General features: G+C 69.5%; 19 protein-coding genes, 1 tRNA gene and 1 pseudogene. 6 read left to right on the top strand and 15 right to left on the bottom strand.

What is annotated here, in order from left to right; all coding sequences use genetic code 11:
- Window positions 1-55: 55 nt before the first annotated feature.
- From AB0K52_RS22615 to AB0K52_RS22605, 3 genes are read left to right on the top strand one after another with little or no spacing between them, the layout of a single operon-like run.
- Window positions 56-1,711, top strand: coding sequence for an L-aspartate oxidase (locus AB0K52_RS22615; RefSeq protein WP_363535877.1), 1,656 nt, complete (start codon window positions 56-58; stop codon window positions 1,709-1,711).
- Window positions 1,708-2,607, top strand: coding sequence for a carboxylating nicotinate-nucleotide diphosphorylase (gene nadC / locus AB0K52_RS22610; protein WP_208497899.1), 900 nt, complete (start codon window positions 1,708-1,710; stop codon window positions 2,605-2,607). The genes AB0K52_RS22615 and nadC overlap by 4 nt, the downstream gene beginning before the upstream one ends.
- A gap of 3 nt (window positions 2,608-2,610) precedes the next feature.
- Window positions 2,611-3,372, top strand: a complete 762-nt coding sequence (locus AB0K52_RS22605) for a type III pantothenate kinase (protein ID WP_363535735.1) — start codon at window positions 2,611-2,613, stop codon at window positions 3,370-3,372.
- Here AB0K52_RS22605 and AB0K52_RS22600 read toward each other — a convergent pair.
- The 10 genes from AB0K52_RS22600 to AB0K52_RS22555 form a co-directional block, all read right to left on the bottom strand.
- A complete protein-coding gene (locus AB0K52_RS22600; RefSeq protein WP_363535733.1) occupies window positions 3,344-6,811 on the bottom strand; it encodes a BTAD domain-containing putative transcriptional regulator in 3,468 nt (1,155 codons plus the stop codon). The genes AB0K52_RS22605 and AB0K52_RS22600 overlap by 29 nt on opposite strands.
- A 221-nt stretch (window positions 6,812-7,032) precedes the next feature.
- Window positions 7,033-7,506, bottom strand: a complete 474-nt coding sequence (locus tag AB0K52_RS22595) for a hypothetical protein (RefSeq protein WP_363535730.1) — start codon at window positions 7,504-7,506, stop codon at window positions 7,033-7,035.
- Window positions 7,503-8,141 carry a hypothetical protein gene (locus tag AB0K52_RS22590; protein WP_363535727.1) on the bottom strand — a complete coding sequence of 213 codons (639 nt, stop codon included), beginning with the start codon at window positions 8,139-8,141 and terminating at the stop codon, window positions 7,503-7,505. Before AB0K52_RS22590 ends, AB0K52_RS22595 begins: the two co-directional genes overlap by 4 nt.
- 477 nt (window positions 8,142-8,618) lie before the next feature.
- Window positions 8,619-10,676 (bottom strand): hypothetical protein, encoded by a 2,058-nt coding sequence (locus AB0K52_RS22585; protein WP_363535724.1) that lies wholly within the window; start codon window positions 10,674-10,676, stop codon window positions 8,619-8,621.
- 297 nt (window positions 10,677-10,973) lie between these two features.
- Window positions 10,974-11,417, bottom strand: coding sequence for a hypothetical protein (locus AB0K52_RS22580; RefSeq protein WP_363535722.1), 444 nt, complete (start codon window positions 11,415-11,417; stop codon window positions 10,974-10,976).
- Window positions 11,410-12,162: a hypothetical protein gene (locus AB0K52_RS22575; protein ID WP_363535721.1), complete on the bottom strand. Its 753-nt coding sequence runs from the start codon at window positions 12,160-12,162 to the stop codon at window positions 11,410-11,412. The genes AB0K52_RS22580 and AB0K52_RS22575 overlap by 8 nt, the downstream gene beginning before the upstream one ends.
- A gap of 9 nt (window positions 12,163-12,171) precedes the next feature.
- Complete coding sequence (locus AB0K52_RS22570) at window positions 12,172-12,429, bottom strand: hypothetical protein (RefSeq protein WP_363535718.1); 258 nt, start codon at window positions 12,427-12,429, stop codon at window positions 12,172-12,174.
- Window positions 12,430-12,779: 350 nt separating this feature from the next.
- The gene (locus AB0K52_RS22565; protein ID WP_363535715.1) at window positions 12,780-14,213 is read right to left on the bottom strand and encodes a hypothetical protein; all 1,434 of its coding nucleotides are present in this window, start codon (window positions 14,211-14,213) and stop codon (window positions 12,780-12,782) included.
- Entirely contained in the window at window positions 14,210-14,563 is a 354-nt protein-coding gene (locus AB0K52_RS22560) for a hypothetical protein (protein WP_363535712.1), read from the bottom strand. Before AB0K52_RS22560 ends, AB0K52_RS22565 begins: the two co-directional genes overlap by 4 nt.
- A gap of 1,323 nt (window positions 14,564-15,886) precedes the next feature.
- Complete coding sequence (locus AB0K52_RS22555; RefSeq protein ID WP_363535709.1) at window positions 15,887-16,840, bottom strand: SDR family oxidoreductase; 954 nt, start codon at window positions 16,838-16,840, stop codon at window positions 15,887-15,889.
- 217 nt (window positions 16,841-17,057) lie between these two features.
- On the opposite strand from AB0K52_RS22555, the gene AB0K52_RS22550 reads away from it, so the two are divergent.
- A complete protein-coding gene (locus AB0K52_RS22550) occupies window positions 17,058-17,897 on the top strand; it encodes a helix-turn-helix transcriptional regulator (RefSeq protein ID WP_363535706.1) in 840 nt (279 codons plus the stop codon).
- A gap of 493 nt (window positions 17,898-18,390) precedes the next feature.
- Here the strand turns inward: AB0K52_RS22550 and AB0K52_RS22545 are convergent, their stop codons facing one another.
- From AB0K52_RS22545 to AB0K52_RS22530, 4 genes are all read right to left on the bottom strand, one after another.
- Window positions 18,391-19,323: a 4-(cytidine 5'-diphospho)-2-C-methyl-D-erythritol kinase gene (locus AB0K52_RS22545; RefSeq protein WP_363535703.1), complete on the bottom strand. Its 933-nt coding sequence runs from the start codon at window positions 19,321-19,323 to the stop codon at window positions 18,391-18,393.
- Window positions 19,320-20,189, bottom strand: a complete 870-nt coding sequence (gene rsmA / locus AB0K52_RS22540) for a 16S rRNA (adenine(1518)-N(6)/adenine(1519)-N(6))-dimethyltransferase RsmA (RefSeq protein ID WP_363535701.1) — start codon at window positions 20,187-20,189, stop codon at window positions 19,320-19,322. The genes AB0K52_RS22545 and rsmA overlap by 4 nt, the downstream gene beginning before the upstream one ends.
- Entirely contained in the window at window positions 20,189-21,820 is a 1,632-nt protein-coding gene (locus AB0K52_RS22535) for a peptide chain release factor 3 (protein ID WP_363535698.1), read from the bottom strand. Before AB0K52_RS22535 ends, rsmA begins: the two co-directional genes overlap by 1 nt.
- A 176-nt stretch (window positions 21,821-21,996) precedes the next feature.
- Complete coding sequence (locus tag AB0K52_RS22530; RefSeq protein WP_363535695.1) at window positions 21,997-22,452, bottom strand: GatB/YqeY domain-containing protein; 456 nt, start codon at window positions 22,450-22,452, stop codon at window positions 21,997-21,999.
- Window positions 22,453-22,476: 24 nt separating this feature from the next.
- Between AB0K52_RS22530 and AB0K52_RS22525 the strand changes: the two genes are divergently transcribed.
- Both AB0K52_RS22525 and AB0K52_RS22520 read left to right on the top strand, forming a co-directional pair.
- Window positions 22,477-23,373 carry a metallophosphoesterase gene (locus AB0K52_RS22525; protein ID WP_363535692.1) on the top strand — a complete coding sequence of 299 codons (897 nt, stop codon included), beginning with the start codon at window positions 22,477-22,479 and terminating at the stop codon, window positions 23,371-23,373.
- A gap of 125 nt (window positions 23,374-23,498) precedes the next feature.
- Window positions 23,499-23,572: transfer RNA gene (locus tag AB0K52_RS22520), tRNA-Pro, on the top strand.
- Between the two features lie 60 nt (window positions 23,573-23,632).
- Here the strand turns inward: AB0K52_RS22520 and AB0K52_RS22515 are convergent.
- Window positions 23,633-23,877 (bottom strand): annotated as a pseudogene (locus tag AB0K52_RS22515) (IS481 family transposase); the annotation flags it as partial.

Here is a 23,877-nt window from a genome sequence, read left to right as displayed (position 1 = left end):
CACCCGGGCGACCGGGCGCCCGCCGCTAGAAGGGCAACGCGTGCCACCCGCGACCATGCCTCACACCGAGCCGCTGCCCGAACTGCCGCGCCTCCCGCGCCGGCTCCGCGCCGCGGCCCCGACCTGGACCGAGACCACCGACGTGTGCGTCATCGGCTCCGGCGTCGCCGGCCTCACCTGCGCCCTCAACCTGCGCCGCGCCGGCTTCCACGTCACCGTGGTCACCAAGGTCCGCATCGACGACGGCTCCACCCGCTGGGCCCAAGGCGGCGTCGCGGCCGTCCTCGACCCGCTCGACACCCCCGAATCCCACGCGCGCGACACCCAGATCGCCGGCGTCGGCCTCTGCGACCCGGCCGCGGTCGAGGTCACCGTCACCGAAGGCCCCGCCCGCATCGCCGACCTCATCCACCTCGGCACCGAGTTCGACCGCCACCCCGACGGCTCGCTCCAACTCACCCGCGAAGGCGGCCACCGCGCCCGCCGCATCGTCCACGCCGGCGGCGACGCCACCGGCGCCGAGATCCAGCGCGCCCTCCACGCCGCGGTCCTGCGCGACCCCTGGATCCGCATCATCGAGCACGCCATGGTCCTCGACCTGCTCACCGACGCCCGCGGGCACGCGGCCGGCGTCAGCCTCCACATCCTCGGCGAAGGCGTCGAGCACGGCGTCGGCGGCGTCGAGGCCCGCGCGGTCGTACTCGCCACCGGCGGCCTCGGCCAGATCTACCAGTCCACCACCAACCCCTCCGTGTCCATCGGCGACGGCGTGGCGCTGGCCCTCCGGGCCGGGGCGACCGTGACCGACCTCGAGTTCGTCCAGTTCCACCCCACCGCGTTGTTCCTCGAAGGTATCGGAGGGGACCGACAGCCCCTGATCACCGAGGCCATCCGCGGCGAGGGCGCGCACCTGCGCGACTTCTCCGGCGACCGGTTCATGGTCGGCGCGCACGAACTCGCCGAGCTCGCCCCCCGCGACGTCGTCGCCAAGGCCGCCACCGCCCGCATGCGCGCCGAAGGCCGCTCGCACGTGTGGCTCGACGCCCGCCACCTCGGCAAGGAGATGCTCGAGACCCGGTTCCCCACGGTCACCTCGTCCTGCCGCGAACTCGGCATCGACCCGGTCGTCGACATGATCCCGGTCGCGCCCGCCGCCCACTACTCCTCGGGCGGGGTGCGCACGGACCTGTTCGGCCGCACCAGCGTCCCGGGCCTGTACGCGGCCGGCGAGGCCGCCTGCACGGGCCTGCACGGCGCGAACCGCCTCGCCTCCAACTCGCTGCTCGAAGCGCTCGTCTTCGCCCAGCGCATCGCCGACGACCTCGCCGAGCGCAAACCCAGCCCCGGCGTAGCCGAAGTGCCCGAGGGCGAAGGGGACGTCTGCTCCACGACCTCGCGCGCCCCGATCCAGGAGGCCATGACCGCCGGGGCCGGGGTACTGAGGTCCGAAACGTCACTGGAGGCCACCGCTGCGTCGTTGACGACTTTGGGGGACAATGTGTCTGGTCGTCCACGACCGGCCACATGGGAGGCGACGAACCTGCTGACCGTCGCCTCCGCGGTTACCGCCGCCGCCCACCGACGCCGCGAGACCCGCGGCAGTCACTGGCGCGAGGACCATCCTGACGCCGACGCCGCCTGGCTCGGCCATCTCAGCCTCTCCATCAGCTCCGACGGGGAGCTCGACACCACTTGGGAGCCCATCGCATGAGCCGATTCGCCGCTTCGCCCGGCGGGGCCGGACTGGACGAGCGCCTGCTCGCCCTCCGCCTCGACCCTGAAGACGTGTACGTCGCCGTCCAGGACTACCTCGACGAAGACCTCTCGCACGCCCGCCGCGACGTCACCTCCGAATCGATCTTCGGACCCGAGCACAAGTCCACTGTGGCCATCACGGCCCGCGCCGACGGGCTCCTCGCGGGCCTCCCCGTCGCGCACGCGGTCTTCCACGCCATGCCCGGCGACATCGAGTTCACCTACCTCGCCAACGAAGGCGCGCGCATCCGCGCCGGGCAGGTCCTCGCCCGCGTCTCCGGCCCCACCCGCTCGCTCCTCGCCGCCGAGCGCACGGCCCTGAACCTGCTGTGCCGCCTGTGCGGCATCGCCACCCACACCCGCCGCTTCGCGGACGTCCTCGCCGACTGGCACACCACCGTCCTCGACACCCGCAAGACCACGCCCGGCCTGCGCGCCCTGGAGAAGTACGCGGTGCGCGCCGGCGGCGGCGACAACAAGCGCATGGGCCTGTACGACGTGGCGATGATCAAGGACAACCACAAGGAGGCCGCCGGGTCCATCAGCGAGGCCTTCGCCGCCGTCCGCTCCGCCGAGCCCGAGATCGACATCCAAGTCGAGGTCGAGACCCTCGACGAGGCACTCGAAGCGGTCGCCGCCGGGGCCCTGTTCCTCCTGTGCGACAACATGAGCCCCAAGGAGCTCGCCGAGGTCGTCGAGGCCGTCGGCGACCGGGCCGAACTCGAGGCGACCGGACGCATCAGCCTCGACTCCGTAGTCGACTACGCCGCCACCGGCGTCGACTACATCTCCGTCGGCGCGCTCACCCACTCGTCGCCCATTCTGGACATCGGCCTGGACTTCGAGGAGTAGACCGTGCTGCTGTGCGTCGACATCGGGAACACGAACACGGTGCTCGCAGTGTTCGAGGGCGAGACCCTCAAGCACTCGTGGCGGATCCGCACCGATCCGCACGCCACCGCCGACGAGCTCGGGCTCACCTTCAGAGCACTGCTCGACGGCGACGGCGTCGACCTGAGCGGCATCGCGCTCTCGTCCACCGTGCCCCAGCAGGGCGCGGAGGTCGCGAAGATGGTGCAGCGGTACTACCCGCACGCGCACCTCGTGCAGATCGCACCGGGCATCAAGACCGGTGTGCGCCTGAGCATCGACAACCCGCGCGAGGCCGGACCCGACCGCATCGCCAACACGCACGCGGCCTTCCACCTCTACGGCGGTCCGTGCATCACGGTGGACTTCGGGACCTCGACGAACATCGACGTCATCTCCGAGCACGGCGACTTCCTCGGCGGGGCCTTCGCCCCGGGCATCGAGATCTCGATCGACGCGCTGGCCTCCCGCGCCGCGAACCTGCTGAAGATCCCGCTCGTAAAGCCGCGCAGCGTCATCGGCAAGAACACTGTGGAGTGTCTGCAGTCGGGGATGGTCTACGGCACTGCGGCGCAGGTGGACGGTCTCGTCCGACGCATCACCGACGAGCTCGGCACCGACCCGACCGCGGTCGTCGCCACCGGCGGCCTCGCCCCGGTCGTGATCGAGCAGTGCGAGACGGTCACCCACTACGAGCCGAACCTGACCCTGCACGGCCTCAGGATGATCTGGGACCGCAACCGCTGACGCGGGCCGCGGGCGAGCCTCGCTCATGAGCCTTGAGCAGGCCTCGCCCGCGGGCCGCTGGCGCCTCGCTCACGGATCGCGGGAGCGGCGAGTGAGCGAAGCGGGAGGCGGAAGTGAGCGGCGCGTGAGCGCCGCTCCATAGGTTGGGTCCATGACCCAGCACACCAGCACTTCTCCGCTTCGGCGCACGATCACCTTGTGCGCGCGCACCATCGCCGCCGGCTCCCTGGCGGCCCTGGCCGTGGCCGCCTTCGCGGCTCCGGCCGCCGCCGACGAACCCGAGTTCACGCCGCCGTACAGCAGCGACAGCGTGCGGATCACCGGCGACGAATTCACGCCGCCGTACGCCAGTGTCCGGATCACGGGCGATGACGTCGACAACCGCGACTTCAGCGTCCGCATCACCGGCGATGACGTCGACAACCGCGACTTCAGCGTCCGCATCACCGGCGATGACGTCGACAACCGCGACTTCAGCGTTCGCATCACCGGGAAGGACCAGAGCGTCCGGATCACCGGCGACGACATCCGCCGACTCCCGGACAACCGCGAGTTCAGCGTCCGCATCACCGGCGCCGAGCCCGACAACCGCGACTACTGACCGACACCCGCACCGCCCTCCGGGAGGCGGTGCGAAGGGGCGTCCGGCCACACCTTCGCCGGACGCCCCTTCCTTGTCGTCTCCGGGTAACGACTCGCCCCGCCCCTCAAGGAGACCGCGGATCTCCTCAGCGCGCGGATCGTCGATCTCTCCCGCGATCTCCAACGCCCGCACCAGGACGGCGTCGGCCTCCTCCGCGTGCCCGTCCGCCCGCAGCTCCCGGCCCAGCAGCGTCAGGCTCCCCGACTCGTACCACCGGTCGCCGATCCCGGCGTACAGATCAGAGGCCCGCCGCAGCCACGACGCCGCGACCGCGTGCTCGCCGAGCTGCCCGTGCGCGCGCCCGATCGTCTCCATCGCCCGGCCCTGCCCGCGCTGGTGCGCGAGCTCGCGGAACAGCTCCAGCGACCGCCCGGCCGTCTCGACCGCCTCCGTCGCCCGGCCCGCCTCCGAATAGGACTGCGCGAGGTTCAGCAGCGACACCGCCAGGTCGCCCGGCTCATCGGTCTCCTCGTCAAGGCGCACGCACCGCCGCAGATGCTCGATCGCCTCCTCATGCCTGCCCATGCTGCGGAAGATCATCCCCAGGTTGTTCAGCACCGTCGCCTGCCCGCTGCGGCTGGCGCTCTCCAGGTAGATCGCCAACGCCTGCCGCTGCGACGCGATCGCCTCGTCGAACCGCCGCAGATGCCGCAGGCTCGCCCCCATCGTCAGCATCTCGGCCTCCCCGGCCCGGTCGCCCGCGCGCCGCGCCGCCGCCAGACCGGCCGCGCCGAGCGACGCGATCTCCGGCCAGGCCCGGCACCGGTCCAGGTGCGCCCACAGGATGTGCACCAGCCGCCAGCAGTTCCGGTCCAGCCCAGCGGCTTCGGCCGCACCCGCTCCCGCGATCAAGTTGTCGTGCTCGGTCTCGAACCAGTCGAGCGCCGCCGGGGCGTCCGCGAACGCGAGCGGCGCGACCTCGGTGCGCGGCGTCTCCAGGCCCGGCCCCATCGACGTGGGCTGCAAGTGCGACCAAGCCGCGAGCCCGGTCGCGATATACCAGTCGAGCAGCCGCGCGAGCGCCCGCGCCCGGCCCTGCTCACCGTCCACTGCGGACGCCAGTTCGGCGGCGTAGACCCGCAGCAGGTCGTGCAGCTCGTACCGGCCCGGGCGGGGCCGCTTCAGCAGGTTGTGGTCCACGAGCAGCTCCAGGTTCCGAAGCGCCGCCGCGGTCGTCGTGCCCGCCAGGGCCGCCGCCGCCGGCGCGCCGATGTCGGGACCAGGGGCCGTGCCGAGCAGCCGGAACAGCTTCGCGGGCAACGGCGGCAGCGCCCGGTACGACCACTCGAAGACCTTCCGCACATCGTCGGCCCCGTCGTCGAGCGCGTCGAGCCGCGCACTGCCGTCGCTGGCCTCCTCGACCAGGTCTGGCACCGAGACGCCGGTGTTGCGGACCCGTTCGGCGGCAAGGGCGACGGCCAGCGGCAGGTGCCCGCACAACCCGGCGAGCTCCGCGATCGCGTTGGGGTGCTTGGAGACCGCCTCGGGGCCGAGCACGCGTTGCAGGAGCGCGGCCGACTCGGCGGGCGTGAACGGATCGAGTTCGACCAGGGCCGCGCCTTCATGCCGACGCAGGCTCCGCAGCCGGTTCCGGCTGGTGATGAGGACCAGGCCGCCCGCACCGGGCAGCAGGGGCCGCACCTGGTCGGCGTCCCGCACATTGTCGAGGAGCATGAGCACGCGGCGGCCTGCGAGCGCAGTGCGCAGCGCCACCGAGCGGCCCTCCGTGTCCGGCGGGATCCGCTCAGGCGGCGTCCCAAGCGACAGCAGCAGTGTCATGAGCGCGGCGTCGGCCGACCCGCCTTGCCAATGGCCGGAAAGGTTCAGGTGCAGCTGCCCGTCGGGGAACCGGTCGGCGACCCGGTGCGCCCAGTGCACGGCCAGCGTGGTCTTGCCGACCCCGGCAGGACCGCTGATGACCGCGATCGAGACCGGCGCGCGGCCGTGCTCGGCGTCGGCGAGCAGCCGGTCGAGCTCGGCGAGACGGTCGGCGCGGCCGGTGAACCCGGGGATGTCGGTCGCGAGCTGCCTCGGCGCAGGAACGGCCACGGGCGCGGCGGGCCGGGCGGTCTCAGTCTCCGCCTCTTGGCGCAGCACCGTGCGGTGGACGCGCTGCAGCTCCTCCCCGGGGTCGACGCCGAGCCGGTCGGCCAGAAGGGTGCGGATGCGCTGGTACGCGGCGAGGGCTTCGGCTTGGCGTCCGGAGCGGTGCAGGGCGAGCATGAGCCGCGACCACAGGAACTCGCGCAGCGGGTGCGCGTTCGTGAGCGCCTGCAGGTCGGCCACGAGCTCGGCGTGCCCGCCCGCGTCGAGGACGAGGTCGGCGCGGCGTTCGAGCGCGCGCAGCCGCTCCTCGACCAGGGTCGGTGCATGCGCCGATGCGAGCGAATCGGCGTCCACATCGGCGAGCGGCTCGCCGCGCCAGAGCCCGAGCGCCTGGTCCAGGATCGCGAGTTCTGCGGCGCCGGCAGCGCGCTTCGACTCGTCGATGAGCAACCGGAACCGCTGCACGTCAACGGCTTCTGCCTCAAGCGCCAACGTGTACTCACCGGGAGCGGTGCGAATGGCGTCAGCGCCGAGGACCTGCCGCAGCCGGTTGACGACGGCGTGCAGACGGTGCCGCGCGGTCGGCTCGTCCTCGCCCCAGACCAGCGCGGCGAGCGCGCTGCTGCGCACGGGCTTGCCCGCCGCGAGGGCGAGGGCGGCGAGGACGGCCCGCTGCCGGCCGCCGTCAACCGGCGCAGGCCGACCGTCGACGGTGACCTGGAACGGCCCGAGCAGTCCGATTCGGATCATGTCTGTCATGGCGCGGCATCTCGCAGTGATGGTTGCATTCGCCGCGCAGCAGGGCCGGGCGATCGCGGGGGCAGGGCGCAGGCGGTGCGCCCGGCGGCGGTGCCGCCGAACGCCCACATTAACCGTGCCGCGCTCGCGGAGAAAGAGCCGTGATCCGGGTCCGCGAACCAGGCGGGGCCGCACCGCAGTGACACTGCAGCGCGGCCCCGGACCGGTGCCGGTCAGCCCTCAGGTCGACCCAGGATCCAGACGGTCATGCGCTTCCGGGCGTGGAACACGAGGTGATCGGGGTTGGCCTTGAGCCAATGGTGTTGGCTCAGTTCATGGGTGAGCGCGGTGTAGTGGGCTTGGCTGCGGCGTTGCTCGGCGAGCGGTTCGGCGAGGTGCGGTTCGCCGTAGAGCGCGCGGGTGACGGCTTCGACGGCGAGGTGGTCCGGCGGGGGCACGGTGCCGCGCCCGCCCTGGCGCAGCTCGGTCATGAACGCGCCCAGGCGGACGTAGTCGATCGGCCCGGCCCCGAGCCCGGCGCCCGGGCCGAAGCGGAATTCGAGGACCACTGCGGTGGCGGCCCGGAGGAGGTCGGCGGCGAAGGCGTGGTCTCGCACCTGGAACCGCTGCCGGAGGTTCGCGGCGGTCGCGATCTCGCCGGTGACGAGCGCCGTCAGGTGGGCGCGGTGGAGCGCGTCGGGTGTCATGCGTCGGTTCCTTCCGGGTCGGGAGCGGACTGGTCGGGTGCAGTCTGTGAGGGTGCGGCCGGCTCGGGTGCAGTCTGCGAGGCTGCGGCCGGCCCGGGTGCAGTCTGCGAGGCTGCGGCCGGCTCGGGTGCCGACTGCGCCGGAGCCGCCGACTCAGGCCTTGTCGACTTGAGCGCCGGCGAGTCGAGGGCCCTGCCAAGGAGGTCTTCCCGGGCTTCCTCGACGAGGTCGAAGAGTTCGTCCAGTTCAGACTCGCTCAGCTGCGGGTCGGCGAACTCGTCGATGACCGCCCACATGTACGCGGCCTGCTCGGTGTGCGGGATCTCGGTGAGCAGCACCGATTCGGAGGTGACGGCCCGGACCATGGCCTCGGCGCGCAGCGCCTCGAACGGCCGCTCCGGGCTGTAGTGCTTGTCGTGCAGGCGTTTCGTGAACGCCGCGAGTTCGACCGGGTCGGGTTCGAAACCGAGTTCCTCGACCACGAACTGGGTGAAGAGCGTCAGCGTGAACAGCAGGTGGCTCATGCGCTGCTCGACGCTGATCTGCGCGGCGAGGCGCGCGGCCTCGGCCGCCTCGCCCCGCAGGCGCGCCATGGCGTGCGCGCGGAACAGTGCGGTCTGGTTGGCGGGATCCACGGATACACCTTTCGTGAGTGAGTTATCCACAGGCTGTTGATCTGCGGATTTGCTTGTCGTGACGGGAGTTATCCACAGGTGGGAAATCCGTCGTTGAGTTGCTTGACTTTCTGTGACAGGCTGGCTTCAGTTTTGGTGTAGGTGAGGCGGTTGGAGAGGGCCGCGCGGACCGCCTGGAAGTCTCGGGTCGCGGGGTTGGCTCCCGCGCCCGGGCACCTGCATCAGACTCCGCGGAGGCGCGGGCGGTCGGCTTCGCCAGAGCCGACCGCCCCGCCACAACACTTCGGCTGGGCTTCAGCTGTCGCGGTCTTGTTGGGCGGTTTCAGACTGCGATCGCTTCGCGTTCGACGCGGGCGGTGCGTGAACTCGCCCGGGATCGCAAGCGAATCGGGGTCATTCCCGGAGGAGCGCACCGGCAACGGGTTTGCTTGAGCGCCTTGCCATACCGAGCACCGCTGCTGTGGGGTGCGCGTCGGCCTACGCCCACGCCGCGCCTCCGGACAGGTGCCCGCGAACCGCCTCCGGGGACACGGCGGAGCGGGCGCGTTGCGCGCCTCGCATCGCCTGTGCGAACCGGCTGGTCCGCTCGGCGAGCGCGGCGTGCCGCTCGGGCGGGACGGAGTCGGCCTCGCGCGGCCGGAGCCTGTCAGGCGAGACCAGGTCAGCCCCGCGCGGTCGCCTGTGAGGCGAAGCGGGGTCGGCCCCGCGCGGCGGCCTGCCAGCCGAAACCGGATCGGTCTCGCTCTGCCGAGGCCGGTGGCGGAGGAGCCCGGCGATCAGGCGCAGCCCTCGCGCGATCCGGCCGATGGTGGGCCCGCCTTCGCGTTCGATGGCGGTATCCCGATTCGTGCGGGACTGCATGTGGGCGGCGGCAAGGCCGGCGGACTTGTCGAGGAACCGGTCCCAGGCGTCTTCGCGGAGCTTCGAGAACCGGAACTCGGCGACCGGGTCCACCCATTCGCCTCCGTGCGGCCCTTCTTGGCGATCGACGTTCGGCCAGGGACGAAGCCTCGGTCGCGGTGGCACGCTCGCCAACGGGGTCCCTCGGCCGCGGACCGCGCCTTCGGCAGCTGCGGACCGCGGTTGGGCCGTGTGTGCCTGCTGCGGGCCTTGGCCTTCGGCATCGACCGACCCATGACGGAACCTGGTCTCCTGCGGGTCTTCGCCTTCGGGCTCGACCGACCACTGCGGGGACGGGCGGTCGGAGCCCGAACGCCTCGCTCTCGGCCGATGCGAGCGCTGGTCAGGAACGACGCGCAGGTGCGCGGGCGCCACCGCCGGAGGCGTCGGCCCCGATCGGTCCCCGCCGTCCCGCTTCCGCTCGCCGCCATCCCGCTTCCGCTCCCCGACCTCTCGAGCCTCGCGGCTCTCGGACCCGCGAACCTCGCGCTCGTCCGCCCCACTGACCTCACCCTCTCGGTCGGCTTCGCCCACCAGGTCTGCCTGGCGCGCCTCTCGGGCTTCGCGCTCCCGGGTGAAGCGGGTGCGACGGTCGTAGAGCGCTTCGGCCTGCTCCGCCCACTCGGCCTTCTCGGGATCTTCTTCGATCTCCCACCACGGGATCGGATCGGGGAGTTCGTCGCGACGGTGACGGCCGGTGCGACGGTCGGGGAACCACCCCGGGGCCCCGAACGGTCCGGGATCGAGCACGTCGTAGGGCCGGTTCTTGTCGATCAGCCAGTCGTCGCCGGGTTTGTGGCGCAGGTGGTCGGGTTCGTAACGCGGCGACCAGGGGTCGTCGTCGGCGGCGTCGAGGAGGCAGAGGTCGGGACGGGTTTGGTAGCGATACGCACCAGGTGTCATCGGATCGGGTGAACCGTCGGACAGGAACAGGCGGCGGTCCGCCCAGTCGTAGAACCCATCGACCTCCTCGAACAGGCCCGGATTCTTCGGGTGCGGGTAGGCCGGGTTGTGACGCGGGTCGGACGAAACGGGACCGGCTGTGCCCGCCGAAACCTGCGGCAGCGCAGTCGGTCCGGGTGCTCGCGCTTCGGACTGCGGCCGGGCTGACGGTCCGACAGTTCCCGTCTCGGACTGCGGCCGGACGAACGGTCCGGCATCTCCCGCCTCCGACTGCCGGAGCGAGGCCGAGTCGGCGGAGGACCGGCCCGCCAGTCGGCTGCGCTCTCGACCCGTCGAGTCTCCAACCAGCGGTGCGGCGTTCTGCCCGGCTCTCCTTGCCGCGATCTGCGGCAGTGGCACCGATTCATTCGCAGCGAGACCCGCACTCGCGCCGCCTGGGACGTAGCCGCTTGGGTCGCCCGGTGCGTGGTGGCCCGCCATCGCGAGATTCGGGATGTCCGACGAGGTCTGCGAGTCGAAATCGCGGGCGGCCATGTCGCGAAGCCGAGCGCGGAGGAGCTCAGCGAGCTCCCGGTCGCGGTCATCGAACGGTTCGGTTTCTGACTGACCTGCGGCCGACGCCGCTGCGGTCGGCTCGGTCGAAGGTGCGGTGGAGTACGCGGCGGTGTCGGTGTTGCCGCGCGAATGGCTGTTTTCAGGTACGCCGGAATAGCGTATCGTCGTAGACGACACAGAAGGCTCGCTTTCTGTTGTTGGCCGCCCGGCGGACCGGAGATTGGTAGTCGAGGACCACCGGGCGGCCTTTACATTCTGGCCTATCGATAAAATTCGATGTGAGCTGGATGTTCCGTAACAAGCTCCGTTCGAGACGTAAGAATTTGGCTCGCTTCCGATTGCGCGAGTACTTGTCTCGATGATGACCCTCCAAAAACTTACGTGTCAACTTACGTGACAAAAGTGTCTGGAGAAATTTTGAAAAGACTTGGGGGACAAGGCCTTTGGCCTTGTCCCCCGAAGCCGTGAGCGTGGTTACACCTCGCTCAGCCACTCCAGCGCAAGCGACTTCGCTTCGGCAAGGTACTGATCGAGCTGCGCGTAGATCTCGGCCGACTTGTGGGTCATCATGCGGAGGGCCAAGGTGTGGAACCGAAGCTGTTCGTCCGCAGTAACTTCATCGAGCGACTGGTCATCATCGAAGACCGCGCGGATCAGCACCTCCATTGCCATCGGGCGAAAGGGAGGCTCGGCGCTTCGGTAGGCGTAGGCCATTTCATCCACAAACGTCTTGATCGCCACGAGTCCGTGATCGTCGCGGAAGTAGGTCTCCGCGAGCTCGGTGAACGCCGCTGCAATGTAAACCACGTACTCGCGCTGGTCTGCATCGGCCATCTGCGCGAGAAACTCACGAGCGTTTGCGCCTTCGCCGAGCGCCAGGGCCTTGGCGATCTTCTGGAACAGGTCGTAGTTAGCCATCTTCCTTCTTCCGAGATTTGCGGGTGACCGCCTCAAACGCGAACGCTGTAATCACGAGCGCGTTGCTGAGCAGGTCGCCGGTCTTGATCGCTTCGGCATCGATTCGGCTGACATAAGTCGGCGGCTGTCCGGTCTGAACTTCGACGATAGCTTGCGCCTCGGCGCCCCAAGGATCGAAGTCGTCTTCGACCTCGAGCGTGTGGGTTCCGGCTGCCTGCTTGGCGCCTTCGGCAAGGTCGCCGGCTTGCTGGACATACTTTCGGCCGACGCGTCGGTGCTTCGGCTTGCCTGTGTCGTCGTTCGCGCCCTCGTGCTCCTTCTGAAAGGGGCTCAGGCTGGGATCGACTCCGGTCAGCTCTTCGCCGGTCGGGACCGGATCCTCCCGAAGATGCCTTGGGACGGCATCGAGTCCGGCCTTCGGGGCGCCGTCGGCATCGATCCGCGTCAGCGGCACGACCGCACCAGACCCGGGGGCTCCCGGTCCCATGTTGCCCTGGATAGCCGACACGACCATGAAATGCGCCTTCGTCAACGCCCCCTCAAGCGCAGCCCGAAGCGACTCCGCCTCCTCGATCTCATCGACAACCTTCCGCATCCTCGCGGCGCTGCCTTCGAGCCCGAGGCCGATCATTGCGGCGATCGTGTGCTCCGCCTGTCCCTTCGACGAGTTGATCGGCCCGGCGACCTCCGCCGCTGCCGCGCGATCGACCTCGATCTTGGCGGCCAGGTCGTTGAGACTTCCCACGACCGGTCCCTACTGACCCGTCGCAGCCGCAGCCGAGGTCATTGCCTCGCCCAACTTGTTCTGCAGGGCCGCTGCGAAGGTGTCGCATTCCTCCAGCTGATCCTTCACCGCGTCGAGCGCCATCGCCTTGCCCTGAAGACCCATCTCCTGCAACTGGTTCAGTGTCTCCTCGGCCATGGCCTTCGCGCCCTGGATCTGACCTTGCAGGTCGGTCACCGCGTTCGAGTTCGCGCTCAGCGAGGAGATCACTTCGTCAATGCTCGCCATGGAGGTCCGCCGCTTTCATTCGGGTTGGGGTGCAGCAGGATCGCGCAGCATTGGAAGAACCCCGCGCAACCGTCGCCGCGCGCCACGTTACCCGAACCAGGACAACCCCGCATGACACACGACACCGGCCCGGTGTCAATCGGTAGGCGGCGGACTTGCCTGCGAGAGCGATCAGGTTGGCATGTCGTCGAGCTTCATCAGCTCAGACTGTAGGGCCAGCACCCGGTCATCGCCGTGGCCGAGCCGAGACGCGGCTGGAAGCGCTGATCAACATGGCCCCGAGGAATTGAAGCACGACCGCTCCCGCGCCACGAGCAACACAAGCAGCGCAGCAGATCACGGCTGTCGTGCTAGTTGTCTGCGCGAAGGTTTTCTACGATGAGACTCGCTGCGGCGATCGAAGCATCGTCTCGGAGGGGGTCGGTTAGCGGCAACCTCTTCCAACCGTCGCGGACCGCCTCGACGAGACTGTGGAAGGTGAGTGCCTGACTAGGATCGACAATGGCCTCGATATCGGCCTCTTCTAGATTCCAGGCCCGCAATCCTTCGCGGAGGCGGCCGTCTCTCAGGCACGTCGATCCGTTGGCAATTGCAGGGCCTGAACGCTGGAGCCTGGCGAGTAGCTCGTTGCGCGGCATGCACTGCGCGGCATCGAGATAGCGGGCGAATTCGACGTGGTCTCTCGGCATATCCCGGTCGATGTCATATGGACCGGCCTTGATCCTCGGCCAGTCCAGGAGGGCCGCCATCTCGTCGAAGGTGCTGGCCCGGTCGGCGATCCGCTGCAGGCTGGGAAGGAACAGGCTCACGATCGACGCCGCGAACGGATGAGCCATCTTCAGCACCTGCGATCCGCGGACTTCGGCCGAGGGATGCGTGTGCCCGTTGCGAACGAACACGGCCTTCTCGATGGTATGCAGCGTCAGCAGACTGGACACGATTCCCAGAACTGAAAACACCTCCATGTCCTGAACAAGGTTCGCCGGGCCTGCGATTTGGCGCCGCCAATCATCCAGCACCACCCGCAGAGCGAGCCAGTCCGCTTCCAGCTCACGTCGCTGGTCGGGTGAGCAGGCCGGCACCTCGACACCCGGCCCGAAACCAGCCCGCTCGGGCGAGTGCCTTAGTGCCCGATGAGCAAGCTCGTGGGCGATGACGAACCGAATCGCGCTGGCATACAAGGCGTTGAAGATCTGCTCTTCCCGGGGGTTCAGAAATAGGATGATCTGCCCGCCGGAACCTTCAAGGCGCTGGCCGATGAGGTAGTACCGCAGGATCCAGGAGATGATGTCTTCATCTTCGAAGACGCTCCCGCGCTTGCTAGCTCGGCGCAGGTATCGCAGACGCTTGAAGACCTCAGGCACAACGGCGGGTGCGATGCCGATGGTGGTGAATCGGCAGAACATGTTCAATGCTACGAAGACTGCATCGCTGACCATGATCAGTGCGGAGCCGTCGCCGTACTGGTTGAGCTGCGCGGTCACGTCGGTGTGGGCGGTGCCGATGATCCGGAGGGATGCGAACGGGGCCGGGTCGATCCCGTAGCGCGTCATGGATTCCAGCAGTTGACGGCCGATGGTGTCAAGCATGTTGTCGGGATGGGCAGGGTCGGCCGGATCAACGGGGTCGAGCCAGGACATTTGAGAGAGGGCGTACTCCCGGGTCCGATCGTTTTCATTACCCGCGGTGAAGCGCTCGATGGTATCGAGCCATTCGGCAACCTGGTCGTATCGATTCACTCGCAAGTAGCGGGCTCTGCGGTCCGCCTCCGTTTCACCGCTCACGTCAACTCCGGCGCGCTCTTGCAGAACTCGCTCAACCCGACTCGGGCGATGAGCACCGACAGCAGGGGAATGGCGACCACATCCTCGCCGATCTGTTGGAGGACCTCGTAAATTGCGGCCGCGTCGACGAGCCGGTCCGAGCGGCTGGAGCCCAGGAACCCTTGGAGTCTGCGGTCATGGCAGATTCGCCGCTGGAGCTCCCGGTGCCGTTTCTCGAACCATTCCCTGCCGAACTTGCGATGACGCCGTCGATCGCTCGGTCCCAGGCCCAGCCCTTCCCCTTGAAGGGCCGCTCCGAGAAGCTCGTAGAGCTCGTCGTCGGACTTGTCCCAGTACTGCTCTAGTGTCAAGTGCGCTGTCCCTCTGCAGAACTGACGGTTGTGGATCTCGCTGGGTGCGGGAGTGCCGCTGAGGCCATTATCCCCTACTCGCGGTCCTGTTGCGTCCCACCATGGCTAGTCCGGCCAGATCGATCGATTCAGCGATCTCGGCGAGTAAGACAATCAGCGGCCGCCGCGCTTCGATCCTGAAGGCACACACCAGCTGCGTCCAAGGCCTGTCCTCGGGGGATCGCATGACACGACTGACTGCATGCGAAATGGCCTGGTACTCAATCAGATTCGTAGTGCTCTGTGGCCTCGTAGATCAGGGTCGTGACTCCGCTGTGGCTCGGGGTGATGCCAAATCCGTACCCGGAGAATACGGTGAAAAAGTCCAATGAGGCGGATCAGTGAGTCGTCTGCGCCGTTCTCGAATTCGAGTCCGTAATAGGTCGACCCGTCGATGAACTGAGTTTTCGCCTGCGACTGGAGGATCGGCACCGGCGCGAAGGCGATCGGAGGACCCTCCAAAGCGACCTCGGCGGCTTCCTCACCGTCGGGTGCGGGGTGGATTGTGCCCTCGGGTCGGTCGGCGGCGCAGGCGGAGGCGATGAGCAGCGTCGTCGCGCAAGAGAGTGCAAGGCATAGAGAGGTGGGTCTGCCGCGCATCACCTGATGCTACCGATTGACTGCAAATGATGGCGTCCGCGAAAGATGTCGACGATGCGGTTGAGCCAACGGCTTCGTCCCCGCTGTCGAGATCACGGTCCGCGGCGCGCATCGGAGACGCAGGGTGGCAGGGTGATTCCAAGTTCCGGGGTTGGGGCCAGCTGTTTACTTGGCCGACCAACACCGCCGATCCGCCGCGTGCCTGGCCTTCCCACGCGAAGCCCACCTTCCGCATCCCTGGCCGCCGCAGGGAGACCGGAATGGCCGAGACCCGCCGCACGGACTACGCCTCGGCTCTACCAACGCCGCCAAGTCCACCAGGGCAATTGATGAGGAACCAGAAGGAGCCCTACCGATCCTGGCGGCAGCCATCGCCCCTCATTCCCGCTGATGAGGTATCGCAGCGGTCGGAGCCCACCCTGAAGCGCCGCAAACAGATGGGTGTTGACCGGTACCGGTCGATACCGGTCCGATATCGCCTCTTGGGCTCGGCCGGTGGTCCGGTCCGACCTCGGGAGGGGTGGTCATCTGCCAGTTCTCCACAGTTCGGCGAACCCTAGGGGACCGGCCGATGTTGCGCAGGCGGTCGGGAGTCCGAGACGGACCGGGACGGGTTCCACGCCCTGCCGAGGCATTACGTGCCGAGCGGCGAACTGCTCGTCTGACCTCTTCGGACACCCGGCATCATGTTACCCGTCCACTGGGGATCTCGGTCTTGGTGAGCTGCTCGGAGACCTCCCAGATGCGCGCGGCCGCTTCGATGCTGCGCAAGGGAGGGAACAGCCGTTGCTCGGCGGGCGGACCGCCGAGGCCGCCGGCGCCCTTGGGGCCGTGAAGAGTGCCGCGCTTGGCGGCGGGATCGGTGGCGGCCATGAGCGCGGGCAGTTTCGCGGTCTCGACCGTGCCGAGGAGGATGCCGTGGGCGGAGAGCCAGCGGATCATGCGGACCTGCGGGGTGTCCGTGCTGCGGCCGAGTTCGGGCCGGGCGGCCAGGAGGCTGGTCGGGGCGACGCCGGGATGTGACAGGTTGCTGGTGATGCCCCATCCCTCGGCCTTGCTGCGCCGGTCCAGTTCCAGTCCGAACAGGCCGAACGCGATCTTGGACTGACGATAGGCGCGCATGCCGTCGTAGCCCCTTTCCCAGTTCAGGTCCTCCCAGTTCACCGCCCCGCTCCTCGCGGCGATGCTGACCTGCGAGGTCACGCGGGCGCGGCCCGCCCGCAGGAGCGGCAGCAGGTGGGCGACGAGCGCGAAGTGCCCGAGGTGGTTCGTGCCGAACTGCAGCTCGAATCCGTCCGCGGTGGTCTGCCGGTCCGGCGGCTGCATTACGCCGGCGTTGTTGATGAGGAAATGGATCGGGCGGCCCTCCGCGCGCAGGGCCTCGCCGAGGGCCGCGACCGACTCGAGCGAGGACAGGTCGAGGCTGCGCAGCGAGACCTGTGCGTTCGACGTGACGCGGCGAATCGCTGCGATCGCGTTCTCGCCCTTGCGCTGATTGCGCACCGGCATGACTACTTCCGCGCCGGCCGCGGCGAGCCGGGCGGCCATGCCCAGTCCCATGCCGTCGCTGGCGCCGGTGACCAGCGCGCGCTTTCCCGACAGATCCGGGACGACGATGTCGATTGCCTGACGTGCCATGGCGCTCCTCCGTGCTCGTTCTGATGACGCCTGCTGCCACCACCTTCGTCGACGCGGCGGCGTCTATCCAGGACTTCCCGATCCGCGGCTGCGGGAGCCGCCTCTCGCAGGCGGGGTCGGCCGTCGCCGCGCCGCGCGCGTTAAGGGGGGATCGGCAAGTCGTGGCTGCGTACGTTCGGCGGCGGTATACATGGAGTCCTCAAGAAGGGGGCACGCCGTGATCGACCGCATCGGCCTCGCCGAGTTCCTCCGGTCGCGCCGCGAGGCGCTGCAACCGGAGGACGTGGGCCTGCCGCGGGGCGTCCGCCGCAGGACCAGCGGTCTGCGGCGCGAGGAGGTCGCCGCGCTGTGCCACATGTCGGTCGACTACTACGCCCGGCTCGAGCGGCAGCGCGGGCCGCAGCCCTCGGAGCAGATGCTCGCGTCGATCGCCCAGGGCCTGCACTTGTCACACCTCGAGCGCGACCACCTGTTCCGTCTCGCCGGGCACCAGCCGCCGGCAAGCGGCGTGGTCGGCGAGCACGTCAGCCCCGGGCTCCTGCGCGTCCTCGACCGGCTCGATGACACGCCCGCCGAGATCGTGACCGAACTCGGGGAGACCCTGAAGCAGTCCCGGCTCGGCGTCGCGCTCACCGGGGTGACGACGGCGTTCACCGGGCCTGAGCGCAGCCTCGGCTACCGGTGGTTCACCGACCCCGCCTCGCGGCGGCTCTACGCTCCGGATGGGCACGCGTTCCTCAGCCGCATGTACGCCTCGGGGCTGCGCGAGGTCCTGGCGCTGCGCGGCCCCGACTCCCGCGCCGCCCATCTCGCCGACCTGCTGCTCGACCGCAGCGAGGAGTTCCGGCGCCTGTGGGCCGATCATGAGGTCGGCGTCCGGCCCGACCAGGTCAAGCATTTCGTTCACCCTGAGGTCGGCGCTCTCGAACTGCACTGCCAGCACCTCGTCGATCCGGGTCACGCGCACTCGCTGCTGGTGTACACCGCCGTCCCCGGCAGTGAGAGCCACGAGAAGCTCCGCCTCCTTGCCGCCATCGCCGCCTCCCTGCCCCATTGAACCCCCGGTCCTCGCCGCCACCGCCGTCGAGGTGACAGCGCCTGTCGGCTAATCGAGGGTGCGGGCGCCTCCAGAGCGCGAGGTCCGGAACGTCGCGCAGGAGATCCTGCAGGTACGGCTCAAGACACCCGAGTACGGCCGGCACCGCCAGCATCGGGCGCTCGGTATTCAAGAACCGCACCGGGTTCCGCGAAACGGCATGGCCGCGGGGAGCGAGCTTCATCCCGGGGAATTTCAATGCCGCGGTCGACTTCGAGCGGTCGGTGTTCGGCGGTGACGTCGCTCTGAACGGGGCGCTCGTGCGCAGCCTGCTGCACGACCAGGCCTTGCCCGGCGGGTATCGGTGGAGACCTCGCGGGGCTTCCGATTCTTGTGGACTGTCACGCGGGACGGCAGCGAACCTGTCGTCCCGCGTCAGCCCGCGAGTGAACTCCGGCGGCCTCGGGCCGACGCGGACGGACCGCGCTAGCCCGGGGCTGCCGGAGTGCTTAGGTCAGGCGGCCGGGCCGTTCACCGGGCCGTGCGCCAAGTGGACGCTCTTCGCGCCGCCGCGCATCCGGATGCGCCGCGCCAGGGCGACCGCGTGCTTCACGTCGGTGGCGAGGAAGAGGACCGTCGGGCCGGAGCCGGAGACGTGCGCGGCGAGCGCGCCCTCCTCGAGCCCGCCGTGCATGAGCGAGGCGAGCTGCGGGCGGAGGCTCACGGCGGCGGCCTCCATGTCGTTGATGAGCAGGCGAGCGAGGTCGTCCGCGCTCGCGCCGTCCTCGAAGGCCCGCACGAGGGGGGCCACATCGGAGGAGTAGCGGCCGATGCCGTCCTCGCGGAGGCGGTCGACCTCCTTGTAGCACTCGGGGGTCGAGATCTGGGTGTCCGTGGTGGCGACGACCCAGTGCCAGGTGCCCTTGGCGTCCACCGGGGTCAGCTCCTCGCCGCGCCCGCTGCCGATCGCGGTGCCGCCCTTGAGGCAGAACGGCACGTCGGAACCGAGGCCAGCGGCGAGGCGCTCGAGTTCGGCGTCGCCGATCTCGACCTCCCACAGGCGCGCGCAGGCGATGAGCGCCCCCGCGGCGTCGGCGGAACCGCCCGCGAGACCGCCGGCGACGGGGATGCGCTTGTTCAAATGCAGCTTGACGTCGGGTTCGATCCCCGCGTACAGGGCGATGAGCTTGGCGGCCTTGTGGGCGAGGTTGGCCTCGCCGGTGGGCAGGGTGCCCGCGCCCTCGCCGGAGATGGTGATCTCGATGCCGGGCTCGCCGCGCCGCTCGGCGGTCACGGTGTCGTGCAGGCTGATCGCCTGGTACACAGTGGAGAGAGCGTGGTAGCCGTCCGCGCGGGCGTCGCCGACGCCGAGATGCGGGTTGATCTTGGCGGGCACGTCGACGCTGATCGAAGCGCCAGGCTGGGCGGGCGCGGTCTGTCCGGTCATGAGGCCTCCTGAGACGGTGCGGTCTCGCCTAGAGCCTCCTTGGCGTCGGCGAGGGCGATGAACTCCGCTATGTCCAACGATTCACCCCGCCTGGTGGGTTCGATCCCCGCCCGTTCGAGCACGGCGTCCACGTCGGCGCCCGCCCAGGCCTTGAGGGACTGGCGCAGCATCTTGCGCCGCTGGTTGAACGCGGCGTCCACGGCGCCGAAGACCTCGACCCGGTTGGCCTCGGGGCTCTCGATGCGCTCGAACGCGACGAGGCCGCTCGCGACGTTGGGGACCGGCCAGAACACGTTGGGCGAGACCGACCCGGCGCGGCGGGCCTTCGCGTACCAGGCCATCTTGATGCTGGGCGCGCCGTAGATCTTGGAGCCGGGCCCGGCGGTGAGCCGGTCGCCGACCTCGGCCTGGACCATGACGAGGCCCTTCTGGAGGCTCGGGAAGGTCTCCAGGGCGTGCAGGACCACGGGCACGGCCACGTTGTACGGCAGGTTCGCGACGAGTGCGGTGGGCGGCTCGGGCATCTGCTCGGCCTTGATGCGGGCGGCGTCGGTCTCCACGACGGTGAGCCGCTCGTGCTCCTCGGGCGCGCGGTGCGCCACCGTGGTCGGGAGGGCGAGGGCGAGCTTCGGGTCGATCTCGACGGCGATCACGCGGCGGGCGATCTCGATGAGCGCCAGAGTGAGCGAGCCGAGCCCGGGGCCGACCTCCATGACGACGTCGTCGGCGTCGAGCTTGGCGACGTTCGCGATGCGGCGCACCGTGTTGGCGTCGACGACGAAGTTCTGGCCCCACTTCTTCGTCGGCGTGATCTGCAGACCGCGCGACAGGGAGCGGATGTCGCCCGAGGTCAGCAGGCGCGCCATCAGCCCTGGCCCCCGGCGAGGAGCGGTTCGAGGACGAGCCCGGGGTAGTCGTTCACGATCGTCTGGATGCGGTACTTGTTCGGGAGCGCCACCAGGAACGCGCCGTCCCTCGGACGGGTGAACACCTCGACGCCGGGGGCGGTGCGCAGGCGCTGCGCGCCTTCGGCGTCGGTGAGGCGCGCGAGCTGGAACGGCAGGTGGTCGATCGTCGCCGGGACGTCGAACTCCGCCTGCAGGCGCGCGACCGTGACCTCGAACTGGAGGGGACCTACGGCGGCCAGGACGGGCGTGGCCTCGCCGCGGCGCTCGGAGTAGAGGACCTGCACCACGCCCTCGGCGTCGAGCTGCGCGATGCCGCGCCGGAACCGCTTGGCCTTCGACGTGTCGTGCATCTGCAGCGCCCCGAAGTGCTCGGGCGCGAACGCCGGCAGCGGCGGGTACTCGACGGCCTTGCCCGCGTAGATCGTGTCGCCCACCGAGAGGCCGGTGGCGTTGACCAGGCCCACGATGTCGCCCGGCCAGGCCTCGTCGACGGTGTCGCGGGCCGAGCCGAACAGGGTCTGGGCGTACTTGGTGGACATGGTGCGCTTGCCCTGCGCCTGCGTGACCTGCATGCCGCGCTCGAACCGGCCCGAGCAGACGCGGATGAACGCGAGCTGGTCGCGGTGCGAGGCGTTCATGTTCGCCTGCGACTTGAACACGAACCCGGAGAAGCCCTCCTCCAGGTCACGCGGCTGGCCTTTGGCGTCCTCGCGGGAGAACGGCGACGGCGCGATGTCCACGAGCAGGTCGAGGAGCTGCCCGACACCGAAGTGGACGAGGGCCGCGCCGAACAGGGTCGGAGTGGTCTGCCCGGCCTCGAACGTCTTCGGGTCGAAATCCGCCTCGACCTCCGACAGGAGCTCTGATTCTTCTTGCGCGCGTTCGTAATCGGGGCCGAACTGGGCCATCGCGGCGGCCTCGTCGAGGAACTCCGCGGTGGCGAGCTGCTGCCCGCCCGGCGAGCGCTCGTAGCGGACCATGCCCGGCACCTGCGGCCCCGCGGCGCGGCGTCCCGCCGCCTCCTCGCCGAACCCGACGCGCTCGATGACGCCGCGGAACTCGCCGCCCACGCCCACCGGCCAGGTGACGGGCGTCGGCTTGATGCCGATGCGCGTCTCGATCTCCTCGATGAGCTCGAGGGCGTCCTTCGCCGGGCGGTCCCACTTGTTGATGAACGTGATCACCGGGATGCGCCGGGCCCGGCACACCTCGAACAGCTTCAGGGTCTGCGGCTCGAGGCCCTTCGCGGCGTCGAGGAGCATCACGGCCGCGTCGACGGCGGTGAGGACCCGGTAGGTGTCCTCGGAGAAGTCGGCGTGGCCGGGGGTGTCGAGGAGGTTCACGACGCAGCCGCGGTACTCGAACTGCAGCGCCGCCGAGGTGATCGAGATGCCGCGGTCCTGCTCCATCGACATCCAGTCGGAGACCACGCCCTTGCGGTCGCCCTTGCCGTGGACGGCGCCGGCCGACGAGATCGCCCGGCCGTACAGGGCCAGGGCCTCAGTGATCGTCGACTTGCCGGCGTCGGGGTGCGAGATCACCGCGAAGGTGCGGCGGCGCGCGGCCTCGGCCGCGATGTGGCTGGACATGGATTCCTCAAGGTATAAGTGCGTTGCGGGCCCGACCCTCAACGATAGCTGTGCGCAACGACACCGCCGGTGAGCCCGCGCGGGGGCCGGTTCTTGTCGGACCCCCGCCCAATGCTGGGACCTACAGTGCCCCTCTGGGTGGGTGGGGGATGTGGATGGTAGTCGCGAACGCGAGCCTATTTCGCGAGCTCCGCCTTCACGATCCCCGACACGACCTTGCCGTCCGCCCGACCCGCGATCTTCGGCCCGATCGCCTTCATGACCTTGCCCATGTCCTTCGGGCCGGTGAAACCGCCCTCGGCGATCGCGTCCCGCACCAGCTGCGTGACTTCGGCCTCAGTGAGCGCTTCCGGCAGGTACCGCTTGATCACGGCCTCCTCCGCCAGCTCCGCCTCCGCCGACTCCTCGCGCCCGCCCGCACGGAACCCCTCGGCCGCCTCCCGGCGCTGCTTGGCCTGCTTGACCAGGACCTTCACGACCTCGGCGTCATCGAGCTCGCGCGGGGTCTTCCCCGCGACCTCCTCGTTCTTGATCGCCGTGAGCACCATCCGCAGGGTGCCCAGCGTCACCTTGTCCTGCGCCTTGAGGGCGGCTCGCATATCGGTTTCCAACTGGGTCTTTAGCTCACTCATATCTCGACAATCTACCGTTGGGGTATGAAGATCAGCCGTGGACTAGCCGCAGCAGCCGGGATCGGGGTCGGCGCCGGGGCGCTGGCGCTCGCCTACGCGTCGCTCTATGAACGCGTCCAGTACACGCTCCGCCATTTCGCGGTGCCCGCACTGCCCGAAGGCGCCGAGCCGATCCGGGTCCTGCACATCTCCGACCTGCACATGACACCCGGCCAAGTGCGCAAGGCGCACTGGGTCGCGTCCCTGGCCGCGCTCGACCCGGACCTGGTGCTGCTCACCGGCGACAACCTCGCCCATCCGGACGCGATCGACCTGGTCGCCAAGACGCTCCGGCCGCTGTTCCGCGCGCCGGGCGCGTTCGTGTTCGGCTCCAACGACTACTACGCGCCGGTGTTCAAGAACCCGCTGCAGTACTTCAACCCGAACCATGAGCACAAGTACGGGGCGCCGCTGCCCACCGAGGAGCTGCGCAAGGTCCTCGTCGACGGCGGCTGGCTCGACCTGAACAACGCCGCGGCCGAACAGCTCGTCTCCGGCCTCAACGTGCACTTCGCCGGCGTCGACGACCCGCACTTCGACCTCGACGACTACGAGCTCGTCTCCGGGCCCGTCCCGGCGAGCGCCGACCTGTCGATCGGCCTCACCCACTCGCCCGAGCCGCGCGTGCTCGACGAGTTCGCGCGCGACGGCTACGACTTCATCGCCGCCGGGCACACCCACGGCGGCCAGGTCTGCGTGCCCGGCTACGGGGCGCTCGTCACCAACTGCGGCATCGACCGCCAGCGCGTGAAGGGCCTCCACCCGTGGGAGGACACCTGGCTGCACGTCTCGGCCGGACTGGGCACGAGCCCGTACGCGCCCGTCCGCTTCGCGTGCGCCCCGGAGGCCAGCCTCCTGACGTTCGTCCCGAAGGCCTTCTAACGCCCGCGCTCCGGGCCCGGATGTGACCGAGCCCGGAGCGCCCCCACCCCGCTCAACGGGTGGTCCCGCCCTCGGGTAGCATTTCCAATCGACACGCACGCCCCGCGTGCGCCAAAATAGAACATCGGGTTGTGGCGCAGCTTGGTAGCGCACCTCGTTCGGGACGAGGGGGTCGCAGGTTCAAATCCTGTCAACCCGACAGTGTGATCTCTCAAGAGATCGGAAACAGGTCGAACCTGCAAAGGTTCGGCCTGTTTTGCTATGCAGGTCTGGTGGGTCCTTTGGGTCGGCCGGTGGGTTGGTAGTCGCGGGCGGGGTCGAGGGTGAGTTCGCGGAGGAGTTCGCCGGTGGCGGCGTCGAGGACGCGGATGTCGAGGCCTTCGGCGATGATCAGGACGCGGGTTCCGGTGTGGATGCGGCCGATGCCGATGTGGTGGAGTTTCCCGTTGTGGCGCAGGGTGACCGACCCGGCTTTGTCGATGGTGTCGGTGCGGACGCGGCCAG

Origin of the sequence: Glycomyces sp. NPDC049804, from assembly GCF_040674615.1 — a bacterium.
GTDB lineage: Bacteria > Actinomycetota > Actinomycetes > Mycobacteriales > Micromonosporaceae > Glycomyces > Glycomyces niveus.
This window is presented reverse-complemented; position numbering and strand designations above follow the sequence as displayed.

Coding starts and splice junctions, on each gene's coding strand:
- AB0K52_RS22615 (WP_363535877.1), top strand. CDS start 56: ATGCCTCACACCGAGCCGCTGCCCGAACTGCCGCGCCTCCCGCGCCGG.
- nadC (WP_208497899.1), top strand. CDS start 1,708: ATGAGCCGATTCGCCGCTTCGCCCGGCGGGGCCGGACTGGACGAGCGC.
- AB0K52_RS22600 (WP_363535733.1), bottom strand. CDS start 6,811: ATGATCCGAATCGGACTGCTCGGGCCGTTCCAGGTCACCGTCGACGGT.
- AB0K52_RS22595 (WP_363535730.1), bottom strand. CDS start 7,506: ATGACACCCGACGCGCTCCACCGCGCCCACCTGACGGCGCTCGTCACC.
- AB0K52_RS22580 (WP_363535722.1), bottom strand. CDS start 11,417: ATGGCTAACTACGACCTGTTCCAGAAGATCGCCAAGGCCCTGGCGCTC.
- AB0K52_RS22570 (WP_363535718.1), bottom strand. CDS start 12,429: ATGGCGAGCATTGACGAAGTGATCTCCTCGCTGAGCGCGAACTCGAAC.
- AB0K52_RS22555 (WP_363535709.1), bottom strand. CDS start 16,840: ATGGCACGTCAGGCAATCGACATCGTCGTCCCGGATCTGTCGGGAAAG.
- AB0K52_RS22545 (WP_363535703.1), bottom strand. CDS start 19,323: ATGACCGGACAGACCGCGCCCGCCCAGCCTGGCGCTTCGATCAGCGTC.
- rsmA (WP_363535701.1), bottom strand. CDS start 20,189: ATGGCGCGCCTGCTGACCTCGGGCGACATCCGCTCCCTGTCGCGCGGT.
- AB0K52_RS22535 (WP_363535698.1), bottom strand. CDS start 21,820: ATGTCCAGCCACATCGCGGCCGAGGCCGCGCGCCGCCGCACCTTCGCG.
- AB0K52_RS22530 (WP_363535695.1), bottom strand. CDS start 22,452: ATGAGTGAGCTAAAGACCCAGTTGGAAACCGATATGCGAGCCGCCCTC.
- AB0K52_RS22525 (WP_363535692.1), top strand. CDS start 22,477: ATGAAGATCAGCCGTGGACTAGCCGCAGCAGCCGGGATCGGGGTCGGC.